This window comes from Streptomyces sp. NBC_01463 (genome assembly GCA_036227345.1).
Lineage (GTDB): Bacteria > Actinomycetota > Actinomycetes > Streptomycetales > Streptomycetaceae > Streptomyces.
Genome location: CP109468.1, coordinates 8,033,611 through 8,051,797, shown reverse-complemented (window position 1 = coordinate 8,051,797; position 18,187 = coordinate 8,033,611). Strand labels below are relative to the sequence as shown.

The 18,187-nt window shown below is 70.7% G+C and carries 18 protein-coding genes and 1 pseudogene; 8 read left to right on the top strand and 11 right to left on the bottom strand.

The window, feature by feature from the left end; all coding sequences use genetic code 11:
• The first annotated feature begins 178 nt into the window (after positions 1-178).
• Together OG521_35310 and OG521_35305 are read left to right on the top strand one after the other, a co-directional pair.
• A complete protein-coding gene (locus OG521_35310; protein WUW25748.1) occupies positions 179-1,207 on the top strand; it encodes a LacI family transcriptional regulator in 1,029 nt (342 codons plus the stop codon).
• A gap of 116 nt (positions 1,208-1,323) precedes the next feature.
• Positions 1,324-2,166, top strand: a pseudogene (locus tag OG521_35305) (hypothetical protein).
• Positions 2,167-3,214: 1,048 nt separating this feature from the next.
• Here OG521_35305 and OG521_35300 read toward each other — a convergent pair.
• From OG521_35300 to OG521_35280, 5 genes are all read right to left on the bottom strand, one after another.
• A complete protein-coding gene (locus OG521_35300; protein ID WUW25747.1) occupies positions 3,215-4,513 on the bottom strand; it encodes an HpcH/HpaI aldolase/citrate lyase family protein in 1,299 nt (432 codons plus the stop codon).
• Positions 4,514-4,684: 171 nt separating this feature from the next.
• Positions 4,685-5,647, bottom strand: a complete 963-nt coding sequence (locus tag OG521_35295) for an electron transfer flavoprotein subunit alpha/FixB family protein (GenBank protein WUW25746.1) — start codon at positions 5,645-5,647, stop codon at positions 4,685-4,687.
• Positions 5,648-5,708: 61 nt separating this feature from the next.
• Positions 5,709-6,494 (bottom strand): electron transfer flavoprotein subunit beta/FixA family protein, encoded by a 786-nt coding sequence (locus tag OG521_35290; protein WUW25745.1) that lies wholly within the window; start codon positions 6,492-6,494, stop codon positions 5,709-5,711.
• 201 nt (positions 6,495-6,695) lie between these two features.
• A complete protein-coding gene (locus OG521_35285) occupies positions 6,696-7,202 on the bottom strand; it encodes a flavin reductase family protein (protein WUW25744.1) in 507 nt (168 codons plus the stop codon).
• A 196-nt stretch (positions 7,203-7,398) separates the two neighbouring features.
• The gene (locus tag OG521_35280) at positions 7,399-7,725 is read right to left on the bottom strand and encodes a thioredoxin family protein (protein WUW25743.1); all 327 of its coding nucleotides are present in this window, start codon (positions 7,723-7,725) and stop codon (positions 7,399-7,401) included.
• 218 nt (positions 7,726-7,943) lie between these two features.
• On the opposite strand from OG521_35280, the gene OG521_35275 reads away from it, so the two are divergent.
• On the top strand, positions 7,944-8,666 hold the full coding sequence (locus OG521_35275) for a 1-acyl-sn-glycerol-3-phosphate acyltransferase (GenBank protein ID WUW25742.1): 723 nt from the start codon (positions 7,944-7,946) through the stop codon (positions 8,664-8,666).
• Between the two features lie 30 nt (positions 8,667-8,696).
• Here the strand turns inward: OG521_35275 and OG521_35270 are convergent, their stop codons facing one another.
• The 5 genes from OG521_35270 to OG521_35250 all read right to left on the bottom strand — a co-directional run bounded on the left by OG521_35270 (position 8,697) and on the right by OG521_35250 (position 13,348).
• A complete protein-coding gene (locus OG521_35270; GenBank protein ID WUW25741.1) occupies positions 8,697-9,389 on the bottom strand; it encodes a phenylalanine--tRNA ligase beta subunit-related protein in 693 nt (230 codons plus the stop codon).
• A 26-nt stretch (positions 9,390-9,415) separates the two neighbouring features.
• A complete protein-coding gene (locus OG521_35265) occupies positions 9,416-10,018 on the bottom strand; it encodes a transglutaminase family protein (GenBank protein ID WUW25740.1) in 603 nt (200 codons plus the stop codon).
• 77 nt (positions 10,019-10,095) lie between these two features.
• Positions 10,096-11,178, bottom strand: a complete 1,083-nt coding sequence (locus OG521_35260; GenBank protein WUW25739.1) for a low specificity L-threonine aldolase — start codon at positions 11,176-11,178, stop codon at positions 10,096-10,098.
• Positions 11,157-11,924 carry an SDR family NAD(P)-dependent oxidoreductase gene (locus tag OG521_35255; GenBank protein ID WUW26907.1) on the bottom strand — a complete coding sequence of 256 codons (768 nt, stop codon included), beginning with the start codon at positions 11,922-11,924 and terminating at the stop codon, positions 11,157-11,159. The genes OG521_35260 and OG521_35255 overlap by 22 nt, the downstream gene beginning before the upstream one ends.
• 26 nt (positions 11,925-11,950) lie before the next feature.
• Positions 11,951-13,348: a DUF6421 family protein gene (locus OG521_35250; GenBank protein ID WUW25738.1), complete on the bottom strand. Its 1,398-nt coding sequence runs from the start codon at positions 13,346-13,348 to the stop codon at positions 11,951-11,953.
• Positions 13,349-13,840: 492 nt separating this feature from the next.
• Between OG521_35250 and OG521_35245 the strand changes: the two genes are divergently transcribed.
• The gene (locus tag OG521_35245; GenBank protein ID WUW25737.1) at positions 13,841-14,524 is read left to right on the top strand and encodes a glycerophosphodiester phosphodiesterase family protein; all 684 of its coding nucleotides are present in this window, start codon (positions 13,841-13,843) and stop codon (positions 14,522-14,524) included.
• An 18-nt stretch (positions 14,525-14,542) separates the two neighbouring features.
• Here OG521_35245 and OG521_35240 read toward each other — a convergent pair whose 3' ends face one another.
• Complete coding sequence (locus tag OG521_35240; protein ID WUW25736.1) at positions 14,543-15,100, bottom strand: GNAT family N-acetyltransferase; 558 nt, start codon at positions 15,098-15,100, stop codon at positions 14,543-14,545.
• Positions 15,101-15,178: 78 nt separating this feature from the next.
• On the opposite strand from OG521_35240, the gene OG521_35235 reads away from it, so the two are divergent.
• The 4 genes from OG521_35235 to OG521_35220 all read left to right on the top strand — a co-directional run bounded on the left by OG521_35235 (position 15,179) and on the right by OG521_35220 (position 18,164).
• Positions 15,179-15,565, top strand: coding sequence for a VOC family protein (locus OG521_35235; GenBank protein ID WUW25735.1), 387 nt, complete (start codon positions 15,179-15,181; stop codon positions 15,563-15,565).
• A gap of 126 nt (positions 15,566-15,691) precedes the next feature.
• Complete coding sequence (locus OG521_35230; protein WUW25734.1) at positions 15,692-16,297, top strand: DUF5134 domain-containing protein; 606 nt, start codon at positions 15,692-15,694, stop codon at positions 16,295-16,297.
• Positions 16,298-16,383: 86 nt separating this feature from the next.
• Entirely contained in the window at positions 16,384-17,319 is a 936-nt protein-coding gene (locus OG521_35225; GenBank protein ID WUW25733.1) for a M56 family metallopeptidase, read from the top strand.
• Between the two features lie 152 nt (positions 17,320-17,471).
• Positions 17,472-18,164 (top strand): phosphatase PAP2 family protein, encoded by a 693-nt coding sequence (locus OG521_35220; GenBank protein WUW25732.1) that lies wholly within the window; start codon positions 17,472-17,474, stop codon positions 18,162-18,164.
• Positions 18,165-18,187: the final 23 nt, after the last annotated feature.

Here is an 18,187-nt window from a genome sequence, read left to right as displayed (position 1 = left end):
GTGGGCTCCGGATGGTGAGGGGGCGGACCTGCGGCTTCAGTGAATAGTCTGCATAGTCTCCATTCAGCTGACAACGTTGTCCAGGGCCTATGCTCGACGCCACACCCTCCGGCCGCCCCAGCGGTACCCTCCGCGGTCCGTCCGGACAGCCCCGTACCCGACGACAGGACAGCGCACCGTGGCCGAGACCACCCGTCACCCCGAGCCCCGTTACGGCAACAGGCCGACCATGAAGGATGTGGCCGCCCGCGCCGGAGTGGGCCTCAAGACGGTCTCCCGGGTGGTCAACAGCGAGCCGGGCGTCACACCCGACACCGAGCGCCGCGTCCAGGAGGCCATCGACGCGCTGGGCTTCCGCCGCAACGACAGCGCACGGGTACTGCGCAAGGGCCGCACCGCCTCCATCGGCCTGGTCCTGGAGGATCTCGCCGACCCGTTCTACGGACCGCTGAGCCGCGCGGTGGAGGAGGTGGCACGGGCGCACGGCGCCCTGCTCATCAACGGTTCGAGCGCCGAGGACCCGGAGCGCGAGCAGGAACTCGTCCTCGCGTTGTGCGCGCGCCGCGTCGACGGGCTGATCGTGATTCCGGCCGGCGACGACCACCGCTATCTGGAACCGGAGATCAAGGCCGGCATAGCGACGGTGTTCGTGGACCGCCCGGCGGGCCGGATCGATGCCGACATGGTCCTCTCGGACAGCTTCGGCGGCGCCCGCGAGGGCGTCTCCCACCTGATCGCCCACGGCCACCGCCGGATCGGCTTCATCGGTGACCAGCCCCGTATCCACACCGCCACCGAGCGTCTGCGCGGCTACCACACGGCGATGACCGACGCCGGGATCACCGTCGAGGACTCCTGGGTCTCACTCGGCTCCACGGACCCGGACCGCGTCCGGGTGGCCGCCGAGACCATGCTCTCCGGCCCGGAACCCGTCACCGCGCTCTTCGCGGGCAACAACCGTGTGACGGTGACCGCGGTGCGCGTCCTCGCGGGCCGGGAGCGGCCGGTCGCCCTGGTCGGCTTCGACGACATCGAGCTGGCGGATCTGCTCGGCATCACCGTCATCTCCCAGGACGCGGCGGCAGTCGGCCGCACCGCGGCCGAACATCTCTTCCGCCGCCTCGACGGGGCCGACCACTCACCGGCCCGCGTCGAACTCCCGACGCGACTGATCGCCCGCGGTTCGGGCGAACTGCGCCCGTCCTGAGAACACTTGAGCGGATTCGCACCTTCTGGCCTTCTGGGAGGCGCGGTGCCCGGTTCACTAGGATGTCGGACGCACTGCGCCCGTATTCCTAATTTCCGGGGAAGGTCAGAAGCAAGGTGAACGAACGCACTCTTGAGGCATTGGGCCTTGATGAAGCGCCACGCGAACACCCGCTCATCTACCCGGGGGCCTGGCCCGTGGAATCGGGCCTGCTGCATCGGAACGAGTACCTGAGGTTACGGCCCAAGCAGAACCGGCGGCTCGCCCAGTGGCTGGTGGAGAGCCCGGACAACGGATTCAACGGCAACGCCGCGTCGAGTCGTGCCGTACCGCTCGACTACGCGCTCATGAGCTCCAACGAACCGCTGATCGGGGAGCGGTACCCGGTGCTCTCGATCGGCTCCAACGCCTGCCCGGCGCAGTTGCGGCACAAGATGGAAGGGCTGGGCGTCTCCTCGACCATTCCCATGGTGAAGGTCCGCTCCACCGGCATCGGGGTCGGGGTCTCCGCCTATGTGAGTCCGCTCGGCTACGTCTCGGCGTCCCCCTTCCACACGCCGGGCAGGACCCGCGACCTGTTCGTCACCTGGCTGGACGCGGCCCAGCTGGAGATCGTCGACGGCAGCGAGGGCGTCTTCACACCCGGTGGCGAGTACGACCGGGTGTTCCTGCCGGGCGACGACTTCCCCGTCGAGCTGCCCTCCGGCGAGCGGCTGGGCGGCGTCTACGCGTATGTACACCGCTACGGCGTGATCCACGACGGAACGGGCGCCCCCAGGACGCACCCCGGCGAGCGGCAGTTGCTCACCGACCTGCTCTCGGAGTCACGGCGCCTGCGGGAGTGGTTCGGTGACACGCCCGACGAGTTCAGCTCGCGGGCCCGGGGCGACGAACAGCTCTGCGAGAAGGGCACCCGGCTGTTCCAGGACGAGGAACGCACCACACGGTCCGGGCTGGAGGACCTGGTCCCCGAGGCGCCGTCGAACATTCCGTACGACGACATCCACCCGGCCAATGACCTGCCGCCGAACGCCTTCCACGCCGCCCGCACCCCCGATACGTACGACCAGCGCGGTTCGGGTGTCGTCAGGATCTCGGCCGGGCTCGCCGCCACGCTGCGCCACCCGAGCCATGTGATCGTGCAGAACGTTCAGATTCCCGCTGCCCGGCACGAGCGGCTCGGCGCTCTGGCCAACGTGGTGGTCGCTGCCGACATCGACCGCGAGGACCGGCGAACCGTGCAGGTCGACCGCTCGCTGCGGATCTGCGTGGGGGTCGAGCCGGGCGAAGCGATCACGGTGCGCCCGGCCACGCTCCCCAAGCGCAGACACCGCTGGCAGGATCTGCTGTTCGGCAAGCAGAGCTACATCACCTGCCGGATCCAGGACGGCGACCGCGCCAGCGCGGAGCACGAGGTCTGCCTGCTGGACGCCCTCACGCTTCAGCTCATCGGCGTGTCCAGCGGCGATGACGTGGTGCTGGAGGGCTTCCCGGACGAGAACGGGATCGTGCCGATCCTCGAACTGAAGGCCATCCAGACGAGCGACGAGGTGCAGAGCCGCCGGACCGAGCTGCACGGCGGTGACATGACCAGCCGCTATCCGAGCTCGCTCGACGCGCTAGGCACCTATCCGGACCTGCCGTGGGCGTTCCTGGACCGCAGGCTGTGGTCCGGACTCGGCGTCGAGGGACAGTGGCTGGCCACCGTACGCATCCGCTGCAGCCGTACCTACCAGCTCAAGAAGGAACTCCGCGAAATGGTGTTCCTGCTCGGCCTCGCGTTCATCGGCGTGGTCACCGTGCTGAACAGCATCCTCTGGCGGGTCACCAGCCTCGTCGTCCTCGTGCTGCTCGTCGGCGTCCTGGTGAGCATGCGGCTCCGCAGCAGACTCACCCAGCGCGCGCGGCGTATCGGAGGCCCGATACAACGCCGGTGATCCGGTCGTCCCGGGCGCGGCACACGCCGGCGCCCGGGACGACCGGATCGTTCACACGGTGCGGTACCGGCTACGGTGCCGTGACGGTCAGCCCGCCGCGCCGCGGTGAGGCGAAGGCGTCGAGGTCCGCGCGGGTCAGTCCGGTCAGCCGGGCCACCTCGGCGGTGTCCAGGGCGCCGCAGTCGATGCCGCGCAGCAGGTAGCCGCTGAGCGCCTTGGCGGTGGCGGGTTCGTCCATCACGTCGCCGCCGGCCTTGGCCACGTAGGCGGCGAGCCGGGCCGCGGCCTGCTCCAGGCCCTCGCGGTAGAAGGTGTAGACGGCCGCGTAGCGGGTCGGCAGGTGGCCCGGGTGCATGTCCCAGCCCTGGTAGTAGGCGCGGGCCAGAGCGCGCCGTGTGAGGCCGTAGTGCAGTCGCCAGGCCTCGTGGACCTGCGGGGTCGGGCCGACGGGCAGGACGTTGGTCGAGCCGTCGGAGACCCGCACCCCGGTGCCCGCGGCGGCTACCTGCATGACGGCCTTCGCGTGGTCGGCCGCCGGGTGGTCGCTCGCCTGGTAGGCGGCGCTGACCCCGACGCAGGCGCTGTAGTCGAACGTGCCGTAGTGCAGTCCGGTCGCCCGGCCCTGCGCGGCGTCGATCATCCGGGCGACGGCGGCGGTGCCGTCGGCCGCGAGGATGGACTGGCTGGTCTCGATCTGGATCTCGAAGCCGAGCCGCCCGGAGGGCAGGGCGTGAGCCTTCTCGAAGGCCTCGAGGAGCTGGACGAAGGCGGTGACCTGTTCGGGGTACGTCACCTTCGGCAGGGTCAGCACGAGCCCGTCGGGCAGGCCGCCCGCCTCCATCAGGCCGGTGAGGAAGACGTCCGTGGTGCGGATGCCCCGGTCGCGTACCGCGGCTTCCATGCACTTCATCCGGATGCCCATGTACGGGGCCGCCGTGCCGTTGGCGTACGCCTCCGAGATCAGCCGGGCCGCCCGGGCCGCGGCCTCGTCCTCCTCGGCGTCGGAGCGGGGGCCGTAGCCGTCCTCGAAGTCGATCCGCAGGTCCTCGACGGGCTCGCGCTCCAGCTTGGCGCGGACGCGGTCGTGGACGGGGCCGGCGAGCTCGTCCGGAATGCCGAGGACCGCGGCGAGCGAGGCGGCGTCGGGGGCGTGCTCGTCGAGCGACCGCAGTGCCTGGTCGCCCCAGGAGCGGATGGTGCCCTCGGTGAAGGCGTCCCCGGGTACGTAGACCGTGTGGACGGGCTGGCGCGTGCCGGGGTCGCCCGGGTAGCGGCGGGCGAGTTCGGCGTCCACCGCCGTGAGGGAGGCGCTGATCCCGTCGCTGACCGCACCGGCGAGGCTCGTCGCCACCTTCTCCTGCTGACCCATCTCCGCACCCTCCGCACTCTCGTTGTTTCCGCTTCCCGGAATCAACAATCCGTATAGTGAAGTTATAAGGCTGTCGTACCTGCGTCAATGGTGATCGGAAACGGTGCGGGGCCGCGCGGTGGGTTCACCGCGCGGCCCCGGGCCGTCGTGCTGTGCTGTGTGCCGTGGGGGTCAGCCCTTGCGGGTGTTGACCTCGTCGGTGAGTTGGGGGACGACGTTGAAGAGGTCACCGACGACGCCGTAGTCGACGAGGTCGAAGATCGGGGCCTCGGCGTCCTTGTTGACCGCGACGATGGTCTTCGAGGTCTGCATGCCGGCCCGGTGCTGGATCGCGCCGGAGATGCCCGAGGCGATGTAGAGCTGCGGCGAGACGGACTTGCCGGTCTGGCCGACCTGGTTGGAGTGCGGGTACCAGCCGGCGTCCACCGCGGCGCGCGAGGCGCCGACGGCGGCACCAAGCGAGTCGGCGAGGGCCTCGATGACCGCGAAGTTCTCCGCGCCGTTGACGCCACGGCCGCCCGAGACGACGATCGCGGCCTCGGTCAGCTCCGGACGCCCGGTCGACTCGCGCGGGGTGCGCGAGAGGACCTTGGTGCCGGTGGCCTGCGCCGAGAAGGAGACCGTGAGGGCCTCGACGGCACCGGCGGCCGGTGCCGGCTCGACCGGGGCCGAGTTCGGCTTGACGGTGACGACCGGGGCACCCTTGGAGACACGGGTCTTGGTGGTGTACGAGGCGGCGAACGCGGACTGCGTGGCGACCGGGCCCTGATCGCCGGCTTCCAGGTCGACGGCGTCGGTGATGATGCCGGAACCGATCCGGACCGCGAGGCGGGCCGCGATCTCCTTGGCCTCCGCGGAGGAGGGCAGCAGCACGGCGGCCGGGGACACCGCGTCGTAGGCGGCCTGGAGCGCGTCGACCTTCGGTACGACGAGGTAGTCGGCGAACTCGGGGGCGTCGGCGGTCAGGACCTTGACGGCACCGTGCTCGGCGAGCACGGCGGCGGTGTCCGCGGCGCCGTTGCCCAGGGCGACGGCGACGGGCTCGCCGATGCGGCGGGCGAGCGTCAGCAGCTCCAGGGTGGGCTTCCGGACGGCACCGTCCACGTGGTCGACATAGACGAGAACTTCAGCCATGGGACTTCAATCTCCTGCGTGTGCGAGGTAGGCGGGGGCGGTGAAGGGGTACGGCCGGGGCTCAGATGAACTTCTGGCCGGCCAGGAACTCGGCCAGCTGCTTGCCGCCCTCGCCCTCGTCCTTGACGATCGTGCCCGCGGTACGGGCCGGACGCTGCGCGGCGGAGTCGACCGCGGTCCACGCGCCACCCAGGCCGACCTCGTCCGCGTCGATCCCCAGGTCGTCCAGGTCCAGCGACTCGACCGGCTTCTTCTTCGCGGCCATGATCCCCTTGAACGACGGGTAACGGGCCTCACCGGACTGGTCGGTCACCGACACCACCGCCGGCAGCGACGCCTCCAGCTGCTCGGACGCCGTGTCACCGTCCCGGCGGCCCTTCACCACACCGCCCTCGACCGACACCTCGGACAGCAGCGTCACCTGCGGCACACCCAGCCGCTCGGCCAGCAGCGCCGGAACCACACCCATCGTGCCGTCCGTCGACGCCATCCCCGAGATCACCAGGTCGTAACCCGTCTTCTCGATCGCCTTCGCCAGCACCAGCGACGTACCGATCACATCCGTGCCGTGCAGATCGTCGTCCTCGACATGAACGGCCTTGTCCGCACCCATCGACAACGCCTTGCGCAACGCGTCCTTGGCGTCCTCCGGACCCACCGTCAGCACGGTGACCTCCGCATCGTCCGCCGCATCCGCGATCTGCAACGCCTGCTCGACCGCGTACTCGTCCAGCTCCGACAGCAGCCCGTCGACATCCTCACGATCCAACGTCAGGTCATCGGCGAAATGCCGGTCACCGGTCGCGTCGGGCACGTACTTCACACAGACAACGATCCTCAAGCTCACGCCGGCTCTCCTACTGCATCGTCATTTCCGGGCTGCCTTGTTGCACGCAGCATAGGCGCCTGATGGGGCGATTTCCGGTCGGGGCGACCGGCGCACCGACCGTAATATTACTCGCCAGTACACCCACTGGGTGTTCAATGAGCAAGCGCTTTGCGCTGTGATCTGGCCAACGCCGGGCGCTCGGATGCCACCACGGCGAGGTCAGTCTCGCAGAGCCGTGAACCTGCCCTGGTGATAGACCAGCGGACGGCCGCCGCCGGCCGGATCACCGACGACCGCCTGCGCGATCACGATGCGGTGGTCCCCCGCCGGGATCCTGGCCACGACCCGGCAGACCAGCCAGGCGAGCACGCCGTCCAGCACCGGGACGCCTTCGGGCCCGCTGCTCCATCGGGTGGACGGGCCGAACCGGTCGGCGCCGCTGCGCGCGAAGGTGGCGGCCAGCTCCCGCTGGTGATCGCCGAGTATGTGGACGCCGATGTGCTCGGCCTCCGCCACCACCGGCCAGCTGGAGGACGAGGTGCCGACGCCGAAGGAGATGAGCGGCGGGTCGGCCGCGACGGAGTTGAGGGAGGTGGCGGTGAAACCGACCGGCCGGTCACCGGCCGCGGTGATCACGGCGACGCCGGCGGCGTGCTGCCGGAACACGGAGCGGAGGAGGTCGGGCGAGGCGGTCCGGGCGTTGCCGAGTTCGGGTGATGCCGTCATGGAGATGTCCTTCTGCACGTCGGAGGTACGGGGCCGTGGATGCTCAGGCATCCGGACAGCGCGCACTCGCGTTGCGGGCGAGGTCGACGTGGACCCGGCCGTAGAGAAGGAGTACTGGCGGCATAGCGTCAGAGTGACGATGCGTGGCGGTTGCAGTCAAGACCGTCCCATCAGGTGGGAGAAGCATCACGGCCCGTCATATCGCCTGTCCCAGCGCGGCGACGACGTCGGCGGTGCGTGGCTGTCCGACGGCCCGGCGGACGATGCGGCCGGCGGCGTCGAGGACCAGCACGGTCGGGGTCCGGCTGATGTCCAGCGCGCGCACAAGAGTGAGATGCGCCTCGGCGTCGATCTCCACATGGGCGACACCGTCGACCATCCCCGCCACCTCGGCGAGGGTGCGACGGGTCGCCCGGCACGGCTGACAGAACGCGCTGGAGAACTGGACCAGCGTCGCCCGCTCCCCCAATTCCACGCCGAGTTGGGCCGTGTCCAGCCTGTTCGTATCTGCCTGCCCGTCCACCTTCGGCCTCCTGTCAGAGCTCTACGCAAAGGGTCAGCACCCACGGCCGCCCGGACATTCCCGGCCGTTCCACGTGACGAGAATCTCGCGCCCCGCGCCCGCCGAGACTGGCCACCACGACGCGCATGGGGCACGATCGGCCCAATGCCGAAAACCTACGGCTGCGTAACTTCCGCCGGGAGAACCCTCCCCAGGCGCTGAAGAAGGGTCTTCTCCAGATGGCAGAACTCGTCTATCGGCCGGTCATCGGCGCCGCTCGTACGTTTTTCAAGGCGCTCGACCTGAAGATCGACACTCAGGGTTCGGAGCACATCCCGAAGACCGGTGGCGCGGTTCTGGTCAGCAACCACATCAGCTATCTGGACTTCATCTTCACCGGGCTGTCGGCGCTGCCGCAGAAGCGGCTGGTGCGGTTCATGGCGAAGGAATCGGTGTTCCGGCACAAGGTCTCGGGACCGCTGATGCGCGGCATGAAGCACATCCCCGTCGACCGGAAGCAGGGCGAGGACGCGTATGCGCACGCCCTCTCCTCGCTGCGCTCCGGCGAGATCGTCGGCGTGTTCCCCGAGGCGACGATCTCGGAGTCCTTCACGCTCAAGAGCTTCAAGTCGGGTGCGGCCCGTCTCGCCCAGGAGGCCGGCGTTCCGCTGATCCCGATGGCGCTGTGGGGCACCCAGCGGCTGTGGACCAAGGGGCGCCCGCGCAACTTCAGGCGCAGCCACATCCCGGTGACGATCCGGGTCGGTGAGCCGCTGGAGGCCCCGACCGACCAGTACGCGGGTGCGATCACCCGGCGGTTGCGGGAGCGCGTGCAGGAGCTGCTCGAAGCGGCCCAGCGCGCCTACCCGGTGCGCCCGAAGGACGCGAGCGACACCTGGTGGGTGCCCTCGCACCTCGGCGGTACGGCTCCGACGGCCGCCGAGGTCCGCGAGCGCAGCTGACGGGCGCCGGCCCGGAGTGCGGCCGAAACGTCACTCCGGAGTGCGGACGGTGATCCGCGCTCCGGGGCTCAGCTTCTCCAGGGACTCGGCGAGTTCGGTGCCGGCCGCCTCGAGTTCACCGGCGGACATCGGCGCCAGGCTCTCCAGCAGGAAGAGGGCGTTCACCGACTCCTCGGTGAGCCGGGTGCGTACTCCCTGGCGCCAGTTCCACCGCCGGCAGGTGACGCCCTCGTCGTCGCGCCAGACGACCTCGCCGGGCTCGGGGTGCTCGATGGTCTCCTCGCCACCCGCGACGGTGGGAAAGGGCTCGCGCCCGGTGGAGCGCACGAGCCGCATGGCCCCCTCGATGCGGTCCGTGTCCTCGCCGCCGACCGGGATCAGATGGGCGACGCTGATCGCGTTGTAGAGGTCGACCAGCAGATTGATCCGGGGCAGCCCCGCCTCGCTCAGGGCCCGCTTGGCGAGCGCCTCGGCGGAGTTGCGGGTACGTGAGGGCTTGGCGCCGAACGCGGTGTAGGTGTCGCGCCAGGCGGCGAGGTGGGGGTCCTCGTGCGGGGGCCGGCCGTCGAGCCGCTCGGCGAGGCGTCGCGTCGCGTCGTCCAGGAGGGCCGAGCTCCGCACGTCGCTGGGTCCGTTGACCAGGCCGTGCGCCTCCACGGCGAGGCAGGTGAAGCCGGGGGCGAGGGCGCGTACCTCGTCGGAGACGGTGATGGTCGGGGTCATCGATACCTTGCCTGGAGTGGGTGTCGTCAGAGTGCTGTCGGGAGTGTGCGCCAGAGTTCCGCGCGGTCGGCGGCCGTCCGCAGGGCGCGCAGCACCTCCGGATGCGGTGCTGCATAGAGTACTGGATAGTCCACTTCATTGAACTCCGGCCGGACGGGCCAGGCCAGCCGCTCCTCGTCCAGCGAGAACTGCGCGTCCACACCCGGCGGCACGTTGCCCCGCGGATCCTGCCGGTCCCAGCGGTCACGGCCCGGCAGCCTCAGCGCCACCAGCCCGTGGACCGCCCCCGGATCCCCGGAGTCGTCCGCGAGCGCCTGGTAGCAGAGGGCGGCGGGGATGCCCTCCGCACGCAGGAGTGCGGCCAGGGCGTGCGATTTGGCATGGCAGATGCCGTTGCGGGTGGCGAGGACGTCCGAGGCGCGCCAGGTGACCCGCATATCGCCCGAGTCCGCGGAGTGCGTGACGGTGTCACGTACGAAGGCGTAAGCAGCGACGGCGTATGAGTATGCGTCCGTTGCCTCGGAGCGCAGTCGTGCGGCCGTCTCGCGGACCAGCGGATGCCCGTGGTCGATTGCCTCGTCGGCCGTCAGGTAGGCGGAGATCTCCGGGATCTGCTGCGTCAGCTCCATGAGCGTCGAGCGTAGGGAAGCGGCCGACCGGAGTCAATGCATTTCCGGTCGACCGCATATTCATGCATGGTGGAACGCTACGCCGCCGCCATCTCTTCCTTCAGGGCGAGGAGGAACGCGTCGACGTCGTCCTCCGTGGTGTCGAAGGCGCACATCCAGCGCACGTCACCGGCCTTCTCGTCCCAGAAGTAGAACCGGAAGCGCTTCTGCAGCCGCTCGCTCACCGCGTGCGGCAGCCGGGCGAAGACGGCGTTGGCCTGGACGGGATAGAGGATCTCCACGCCGCCGACCGCGCGGACGCCCTCGGCGAGCCGCTGGGCCATGGTGTTGGCGTGCCGGGCGTTGCGCAGCCACAGGTCGCCGGCCAGCAGCGCCTCGAGCTGCACCGAGACGAAGCGCATCTTGGAGGCGAGCTGCATCGACAGCTTGCGCAGGTGCTTCATCGCCCGGACGGCGTCCGGGTTCAGCACCACGACGGCCTCGCCGAAGATGGCCCCGTTCTTGGTGCCGCCGAAGGAGAGCACGTCGACGCCGACCGTGTTCGTGAACGTCCGCATCGGCACGTCCAGGGAGGCCGCGGCGTTGGCTATCCGGGCCCCGTCGAGATGGACCTTCATGCCGTGCCCGTGGGCGTGCTCGCAGATGGCGCGGATCTCGTCGGGGGTGTAGACCGTGCCCAGCTCGGTGTTCTGGGTGATCGAGACGACCTGGGGCATGGCGCGGTGCTCGTCGTCCCAGCCGTACGCCTGCCGGTCGATGAGCTCCGGCGTGAGCTTGCCGTCCTCGGTGGGCACGGTGAGCAGCTTGAGCCCGCCGACCCGCTCCGGCGCGCCTCCCTCGTCCACGTTGATGTGCGCGGACTCGGCGCAGATGACGGCGCCCCAGCGGTCGGTCATCGCCTGGAGCGAGACCACGTTGGCGCCCGTTCCGTTGAAGACCGGAAAAGCCTCGGCGGTGGGTCCGAAGTGGCTGTGCATCACGCGCTGGAGGTGACCGGTGTAGTCGTCCTCGCCGTAGGCGATCTGATGGCCGCCGTTGGCGAGGGCGAGGGCCGCGAGGATCTCTGGGTGGGTCCCCGCGTAGTTGTCACTGGCGAATCCGCGTACCTGCGGGTCGTGATGACGACGCGCGTCGGTCCTTACGGTTGCGGGGTCAGCCACAGGCGCTTTCCGTTCACTTCCGGGGCGGGCCGGTCCCAGACGCCGGCGATGGCATCAGCCAGCTCCTTGACGTCGGTGAAGCCCGCGAACTTCGCATTCGGGCGCTCGGCGCGCATGGCGTCGTGCACCAATGCCTTCACGACCAGGATCGCAGCCGCGCTCTGCGGCCCCTGGTCGCCCCCCGCCTTGCGGAAGGCGTCCGCGAGCGCGAGGGTCCAGGCCTCGGCCGCCGCCTTCGACGCCGCGTAGGCGGCGTTGCCCGCGGTGGGGTTGCTCGCGCCGGCCGCGCTGATCAGCAGATAGCGGCCGCGGTCGCTGCGCTGCAGACCGTCCTGGAAGGCCAGCGAGGTGCTCTGGACCGTGCGGATCAGCAGCTTCTCCAGCAGCGTCCAGTCGGCGAGGTCCGTCTCGGCGAAGGTCGGGCTGCCGCGCCAGCCGCCGACGAGGTGGACCAGACCGTCGATCCGGCCGAACTCCTTCTCCGTCTTGTCGGCCCATTCACGGGCGGCACCGAGATCGAGCAGGTCCACGGTGTCGCCGGTGACGGTGGCGCCGCCGTGGGCGTAACGGGCCGCGTCCACGGCCTCCGCGAGCCGGGTGGCGTTCGCGTCGGAGGCGACGACGACCGCGCCCGCCTCGGCGAGCCTCAGCAGCGCCGCCCGGCCGGCGGGTCCCGCCGCTCCGGCGACCGCGACCACGGCCCCTTCGAGCGCACCGCTCCCGCTGCCCCTGCCGTTTCCGTTCATGGCCACCGCCTCCTCACGACGTGCGCTCACGCGGCCGCCTGCCCGGCTTCCGCGGCGGTGATCCCCTTGGTGGAGGCGATCACGTTCTTCAGCTTCTTGGAGAGCGCCTCATAGAACATGCTCAGGGGAAACTCGTCCGGAAGCACGTCGTCGACGAGTTTGCGGGGCGGCAGCGAGAGATCCAGGGCGTCGGGACCCTTGGCCCAGCGCGATCCCGGGTGCGGGGCGAGATAGGTGGCGACCATGTCGTACGCCGCGAACCAGTGGACGAGCTTGGGGCGGTCGATGCCGTCCCGGTAGAGCTTCTCGATCTCGGCGCAGAGCTGGTTGGTGACCTGCGGGGCACGCTCCCAGTCGATCTTCAGGGTGTTGTCCGTCCAGCGGACGACGTCGTGCTTGTGGAGGTAGGCGAAGAGGAGCTGGCCGCCGAGGCCGTCGTAGTTGCGGACGCGCTCGCCGGTGACCGGGAAGCGGAACATCCGGTCGAAGAGCACGGCGTACTGCACGTCGCGGCCCTGGCCGAAGCCGTCGGCCTCCAGCTTCACGGCCTCCCTGAAGGCGGTGAGGTCGCAGCGCAGCTCCTCCAGGCCGTACATCCAGAACGGCTGGCGCTGCTTGATCATGAACGGGTCGAACGGCAGGTCACCGTGGCTGTGCGTGCGGTCGTGGACCATGTCCCAGAGCACGAAGGCCTGCTCACAGCGCTGCTGGTCGCCGACCATGTCGCGGATGTCCTCGGGCAGCTCGACGCCCAGGAGCTCGACGGAGGCCTCGGTGACCCGGCGGAAGCGGGCGGCCTCGCGGTCACAGAAGATGCCGCCCCAGCTGAAGCGCTCGGGGGCCTCGCGCACGGCGATGGTCTCCGGGAAGAGCACCGCGGAGTTGGTGTCGTACCCGGAGGTGAAGTCCTCGAAGGTGATGCCGCAGAACAGCGGGTTGTCGTAGCGGGTCGCCTCCAGGTCCGCGAGCCACTCGGGCCAGACCATCCGGAGCACGACCGCTTCGAGGTTGCGGTCGGGATTGCCGTTCTGCGTGTACATCGCGAAGACGACGAGGTGCTGGAGCCCGTCGGCGCGGTCCTTGGCCGGCTGGAAGGCCAGCAGCGAATCGAGGAAGTCGGGGATGCCGAATCCGTCGGCGGCCCAGCGGCGCAGGTCCAGGACGAGGGCACGGTGGTACGCGGCGTCGTGCGGGAGGAGCGGCGACAGCTCCTCGACCGCGGCGGCCACTCGCTCCAGTGCCGACCCGGCAAGGGCCCGCGTGGGCGCGCCATCGGCGTCGAAGTCGATGGAACCGTCCTTCGACTGCCAGGGACGGATCTCCTCCACGGCATTCTTGAGCGCGGGCCAGGCAGGGTGCTCGACCACCCGCTGAGCGGAAGGTATGTCACCGGCGGCGACGTCGTGCACAAGAATTTCCGTCATAACACTTCCTCCACGGGAGAACCTCGCGTCAAGCAACCGTATCCGTGTGCGGTTCTCCAAGACAAGTGGGGACCTGAAAATTATCCTGCACATCCCCATGGTCACCGCGATTTTTCCTGCCGTCCAGCGCTCGGGCAACCTCTTCCACGTACGAACGGCCGTCATGGACCCTCCCGGGCCGTCCTGCCCGCCCCGGCCGCGACCGGACACCAAGGGCTGTCCCGCAATTCCTGGTGGATCAGCGCGCGGCGTCAGATGCGGTGCATCGCAAGGCGGAGAGGCGCCCGCATACTGGGCGCATTCGGGCGATTCGGCAACGGAGGGGGTCCCCCCGTGCCGTTCCGGCCACGGGGGAGAGGTGCCGTAGCTGTCGTCGTGCGCCCGCCAGGAATTGCGGGACAGCCCTTAGGCTGCGGGACTGCGGTCATGCCGTAGTGCCGCGTGGGTAGGAGCAGCACGCGGGGAGACGCCGTCGACGGAAGCGAGAGTGCCTTGTCTTTTCTCACCATCGGTCATCGCGGGGTGATGGGTGTCGAGCCGGAGAACACCCTGCGGTCGTTCGTCCACGCCGAACAGGCCGGCATGGACCTCATCGAGCTGGACCTTCATCTGAGCAAGGACGGCGCGCTCGCCGTCATGCACGACGCCGAGGTGGACCGCACGACCGACGGCAAGGGCCCGATCGCCGAGAAGACCCTGGCGGAGCTGCGTGAGCTCGACGCCGGTCAGGGGGAACGCGTGCCGGTCTTCGAGGAGGTCCTCGACGCCGTGCGCTCCCCCTTGCAGGCGGAGATCAAGGACGTGGCCGCCGCGCGCACGCTCGCCGAGGTGATGCGGAGGCGCGATCTCGTCGAACGGGTCGAGGTGATCTCGTTCCACGACGAGGCGATCGCCGAGATCGCGCAGCTGGTGCCGGGGGTGCGGACGGCTCTCGTGGCCAGCCGCTGGGGCGACGACGTGGTGGACCGCGCGAAGGCGGTGGGCGCCACCCGGCTGGTGCTCAACGTCCGGCGCATCACGCTGGAACTGGTCGAGAAGGCCCACGCCGAGGGGCTGACCGTGGTCGGCTGGGTGGTCAACACCCAGGACCATCTGCGGCTGGCCCGTGGCCTCGGGCTCGACGGCGCGACCACCGACTTCCCGGAGATCCGCCGCGCCGGCCGTTTCACCGCGTAGCCGAGCCGCGGGCCCGGGTCAGGCCTCGGGCAGGTCCTTGACGAGCAGCTCGAAGGCGAGGTCGTCGCGCTGCGGAACACCGAAGCGCTCATCGCCGTACGGGAACGGGCTCAGCTTTCCCGTACGGCGGTAGCCGCGGCGCTCGTACCAGGCGATCAGGTCTTCGCGCACCGAGATGACGGTCATGTGCATCTCACGCGCACCCCAGCTCTCGCGGACCGTGCGCTCGGCCTCGGCGATGATCACCTTGCCGAGGCCCGTGCCCTGGAGTGCGGGACGCACGGCGAACATGCCGAAGTAGGCGGCCTCGCCCCGGTGTTCGAGCTGGCAGCAGGCGACGGTCTCGCCGTCGCGCTCCACCACGAGCAGTCGGCTGCCGGGGGCCTCCACCACGTCGCGCACGCCCTGCGGGTCGGTGCGCTGCCCCTCCAGGATGTCGGCCTCGGTGGTCCAGCCCGCGCGGCTGGAGTCACCGCGGTACGCGGCCTGGATCAGCTCCACGAGGGCGGGCACATCCGCTTCGGTCGCGTCGCGGAAGGTCAGCTGTCCCGAGTCCCGGGGCGGGGCGGTGTCCATGGTGAGGCTCTCCGTTCTCTGCTTCGGCCGTGCCGCAGCAGCGTAACTCCCGGCGGGGCAGCCCTTAGAGTCCGGACCATGGTTCATGTGCTGAGCAGCCGGATCCTGGTGACCCCCACGGATCCCGAACGGTCACGGACGTTCTACGGGGAGTCCCTCGGGCTCCCCGTCTACCGCGAATTCGGTACGGGTCCCGAGCGGGGGACGGTCTACTTCCTCGGCGGCGGGTTCCTGGAGCTGTCCGGTCGCGGTGACGCGCCGCCCGCCCCCGGACTGCGGCTGTGGCTCCAGGTCGCCGATGTCCGGGCCGTCCACGCGGAGGTGTCGGCCCGCGGTGTGGAGGTCCTGCGGCCGCCGCTGCGCGAGCCCTGGGGGCTCGACGAGATGTGGATCGCCGATCCGGACGGGGTGCGCATCGCCGTCGTCGAAGTGCCGGCGGAGCACCCGCTGCGCTATCGGCCCTGAGGCCTCGGCGCCGCAATACACTCCCGTCGCGCGCTCCCCCTGTACCCCAGTGCGCCGCGTACGAGGGTGCGGGCCCGGGCATCGACTAGACGACGGCGATGTCGTTCGCCCAGGGGGAGGTCTGCTGTGCACGGACCCGCGATGTCCGGCTGGCTGCTGATGACGTTGTGCGCGGTGACGGGCGCGTACTGCCTGCTGCGGACCCGCAGCGGGACCGGGGAGGAGCGCAGAGCGGCGCGTGCCGAGGCGCTGATGGGCTTCGGCATGGCCGCCATGGCGATGCCGGCGGCTGTCGTCGCCCCGCCCGCGTGGGGATGGGCGCTGTACGCCGTGCTCTTCGGCGCCGCCGCGGTGCGCGCCCTGTGGTTCTCCCGCCGCAGCGGTCACCATCTGCACCACCTGGTCGGCTCCTCGGCGATGGTCTACATGTCCGTGGTGATGGCGCGGTCGGGCGGGACGGGGCACGGCGGCCACGCCTCCCACGCCATGGCGGCCGCCGGCGGCGTGCCCCTGCTGACCGGGCTGCTCCTCGTCTACTACACCGTGTACGTCCTGCGGTCCGGGGCGCGGCTGATACCGGTGACCGCGGCGGCGGCAGGGGGCGGGACCGTGACCGGCGGAACCCTGACCGGCGGGACACCGGCGGCCGGCTGGGGGACCCGGCCGGAGCTGGCGCTGGCCTGCCGGCTCACCATGGGCATAGCGATGTTCGCGATGCTGCTCGCTCTGTGAGACGGGAGCCTCCACAAACCGTGGCGTGCGTCACTTGCCGAGCGCAGCCATACCCGTGTGTACCGCGCCCCTCATAGGCTGACGCCATGTTGGTCTCCCTCGTGCTGCTGCTGCTCGGTGCACTGGCCGCCGTCGTGACCCCGCGGCTGATGGCGCGGGCCGAGTGGCCGGAGCGCGAGCCCGTGGTGGCGCTGTGGGTGTGGCAGTGCGTGGTGGCGGGGGTGCTGCTCTCGTTCGGACTGTCCATGACGTTCAGCGCGGCGGCGGCCTGGCAGGCGGTGCGCGGCCATGTGTTCGCACCCGCCCCGCACGCCGTGGTCGAGGCCTACGCTCTGGCGGCCTACGGCCCGTGGTCGGCCGTGATGGCCGTGCTGCTGGCTCTCGGCGGTCTGTGGACGGCCGCGATGCTGACCCGCGAGATCCGTCGCGTCCGGCTGGAACGCAGGGGACGGCGCGCCGAACTCCTGGTGCGTTCACCGCTGATGCCCGGCGAGGAGCCCGGCAGCGGCCGGCTCGTGGTCCTGGAGGGGGAACGTCCCGACGCCTGGTGGCTGCCCGGCACCGCGCCCCGGCTCGTCATCACCACCGCCGCGCTGGGACGGCTGAAAGGCCGTCAGCTCGACGCGGTGCTCGCCCATGAACAGGGGCATGCGAACGCCCGGCACGACTGGCTGCTCAACTGCTCGGCCGCGCTGGCGTCCGGCTTCCCGCAGATTCCGGTGTTCGCGGCGTTCCGCGGCGAGATGCACCGGCTCGTGGAACTGGCCGCCGACGACACGGCCTCACGGCGCTTCGGGCGGCTGACGACCGCGCTCGCACTGGTCGAACTGAACGAGGACCGGGGCGTGTTCGGCCCGTGCCCGACGCCGGACGCGCAGATGCCCCTGCGGGTGAACCGGCTGCTGGCGCCCGCGGGGCGGCTGACGGCGGGCCGCCGGCTGCGGCTCACCGCGGCGGCCACGCTCCTGCCGGTGGTCCCGCTTCTGGTGGCGTTCGTTCCGGCGCTCAGCGCACTGGGATAGCAGGACCGGGAGTTCCCGGGTCCGGCGGCAGCCGGACAGCCCGACCGGGCGTTGTCGTACGCGTTTTCGCCGGCGGCCGGACACGGCACCCGGACGTCCTGCCCGCCGCGCCGGGATGGCCGTACGACCCGCCCGTCGGCAAGGATCACCTCATGCACTCCCCGCCCCTCTCCCCCACGCGCCCCGCCCGCACCCCGGCTCCGGCTCCGTGGACGGGCATCGTCTGCGGCGTCCTCGCCCTGGTGCTGCTCGCCCTGGTCGCCGCGCGCTGGTCCCCGCTGATGCGCCTGGACCGTGCGGTCGCCGAAGCGCTGCACCGGCGGGCGGTGACGGAGCCCGGCCTCGTCCATGTGAACCGGGTGCTGACGGACTGGCTGTGGGACCCCTGGACGATGCGCGCGCTGATCGCCGTCGCCGTGGTGCTCCTGTGGTGGCGCGGCGCCCGGCTGCTCGCGGCCTGGGTGGCGGTGACGAGCCTGTTCTCCAGCCTGCTGCAGCAGGGGATCAAGGCCGCCGTCGGCCGCGAGCGCCCCCGCTGGCCCGATCCGGTGGACTCCGCGCACTACGCGGCGTTCCCATCCGGACACGCGATGACCGCCATGGTGAGCTGCGTGCTGCTGCTGTGGCTGCTGCGCCGGTCCGGGGCCCGTCCCTGGATCCGGCGGACCGCCTTCGCCGCCGCCTGGATCTCGGTGCTCGGCGTCGGTCTCACCCGGCTCTACCTGGGCGTCCACTGGCCGTCCGACGTACTGGGCGGGTGGCTGCTGGGAGCGGCCCTGGCCGCCTTCGCGACCGCCGGGTACGACCGTTACACCTCGCGCGACCGGGCGCCGGACGCCGCCTGACCGGGCATCCTTGCCCCGCGGTC

What these genes read in the sequence shown, in the direction of transcription:
- OG521_35300 (WUW25747.1), bottom strand. Translation starts at nt 4,513, where the DNA reads ATGGGTCAGCAGGAGAAGGTGGCGACGAGCCTCGCCGGTGCGGTCAGC.
- OG521_35295 (WUW25746.1), bottom strand. Translation starts at nt 5,647, where the DNA reads ATGGCTGAAGTTCTCGTCTATGTCGACCACGTGGACGGTGCCGTCCGG.
- OG521_35285 (WUW25744.1), bottom strand. Translation starts at nt 7,202, where the DNA reads ATGACGGCATCACCCGAACTCGGCAACGCCCGGACCGCCTCGCCCGAC.
- OG521_35275 (WUW25742.1), top strand. Translation starts at nt 7,944, where the DNA reads ATGGCAGAACTCGTCTATCGGCCGGTCATCGGCGCCGCTCGTACGTTT.
- OG521_35270 (WUW25741.1), bottom strand. Translation starts at nt 9,389, where the DNA reads ATGACCCCGACCATCACCGTCTCCGACGAGGTACGCGCCCTCGCCCCC.
- OG521_35265 (WUW25740.1), bottom strand. Translation starts at nt 10,018, where the DNA reads ATGGAGCTGACGCAGCAGATCCCGGAGATCTCCGCCTACCTGACGGCC.
- OG521_35255 (WUW26907.1), bottom strand. Translation starts at nt 11,924, where the DNA reads ATGAACGGAAACGGCAGGGGCAGCGGGAGCGGTGCGCTCGAAGGGGCC.
- OG521_35250 (WUW25738.1), bottom strand. Translation starts at nt 13,348, where the DNA reads ATGACGGAAATTCTTGTGCACGACGTCGCCGCCGGTGACATACCTTCC.
- OG521_35240 (WUW25736.1), bottom strand. Translation starts at nt 15,100, where the DNA reads ATGGACACCGCCCCGCCCCGGGACTCGGGACAGCTGACCTTCCGCGAC.
- OG521_35235 (WUW25735.1), top strand. Translation starts at nt 15,179, where the DNA reads ATGGTTCATGTGCTGAGCAGCCGGATCCTGGTGACCCCCACGGATCCC.
- OG521_35225 (WUW25733.1), top strand. Translation starts at nt 16,384, where the DNA reads ATGTTGGTCTCCCTCGTGCTGCTGCTGCTCGGTGCACTGGCCGCCGTC.
- OG521_35220 (WUW25732.1), top strand. Translation starts at nt 17,472, where the DNA reads ATGCACTCCCCGCCCCTCTCCCCCACGCGCCCCGCCCGCACCCCGGCT.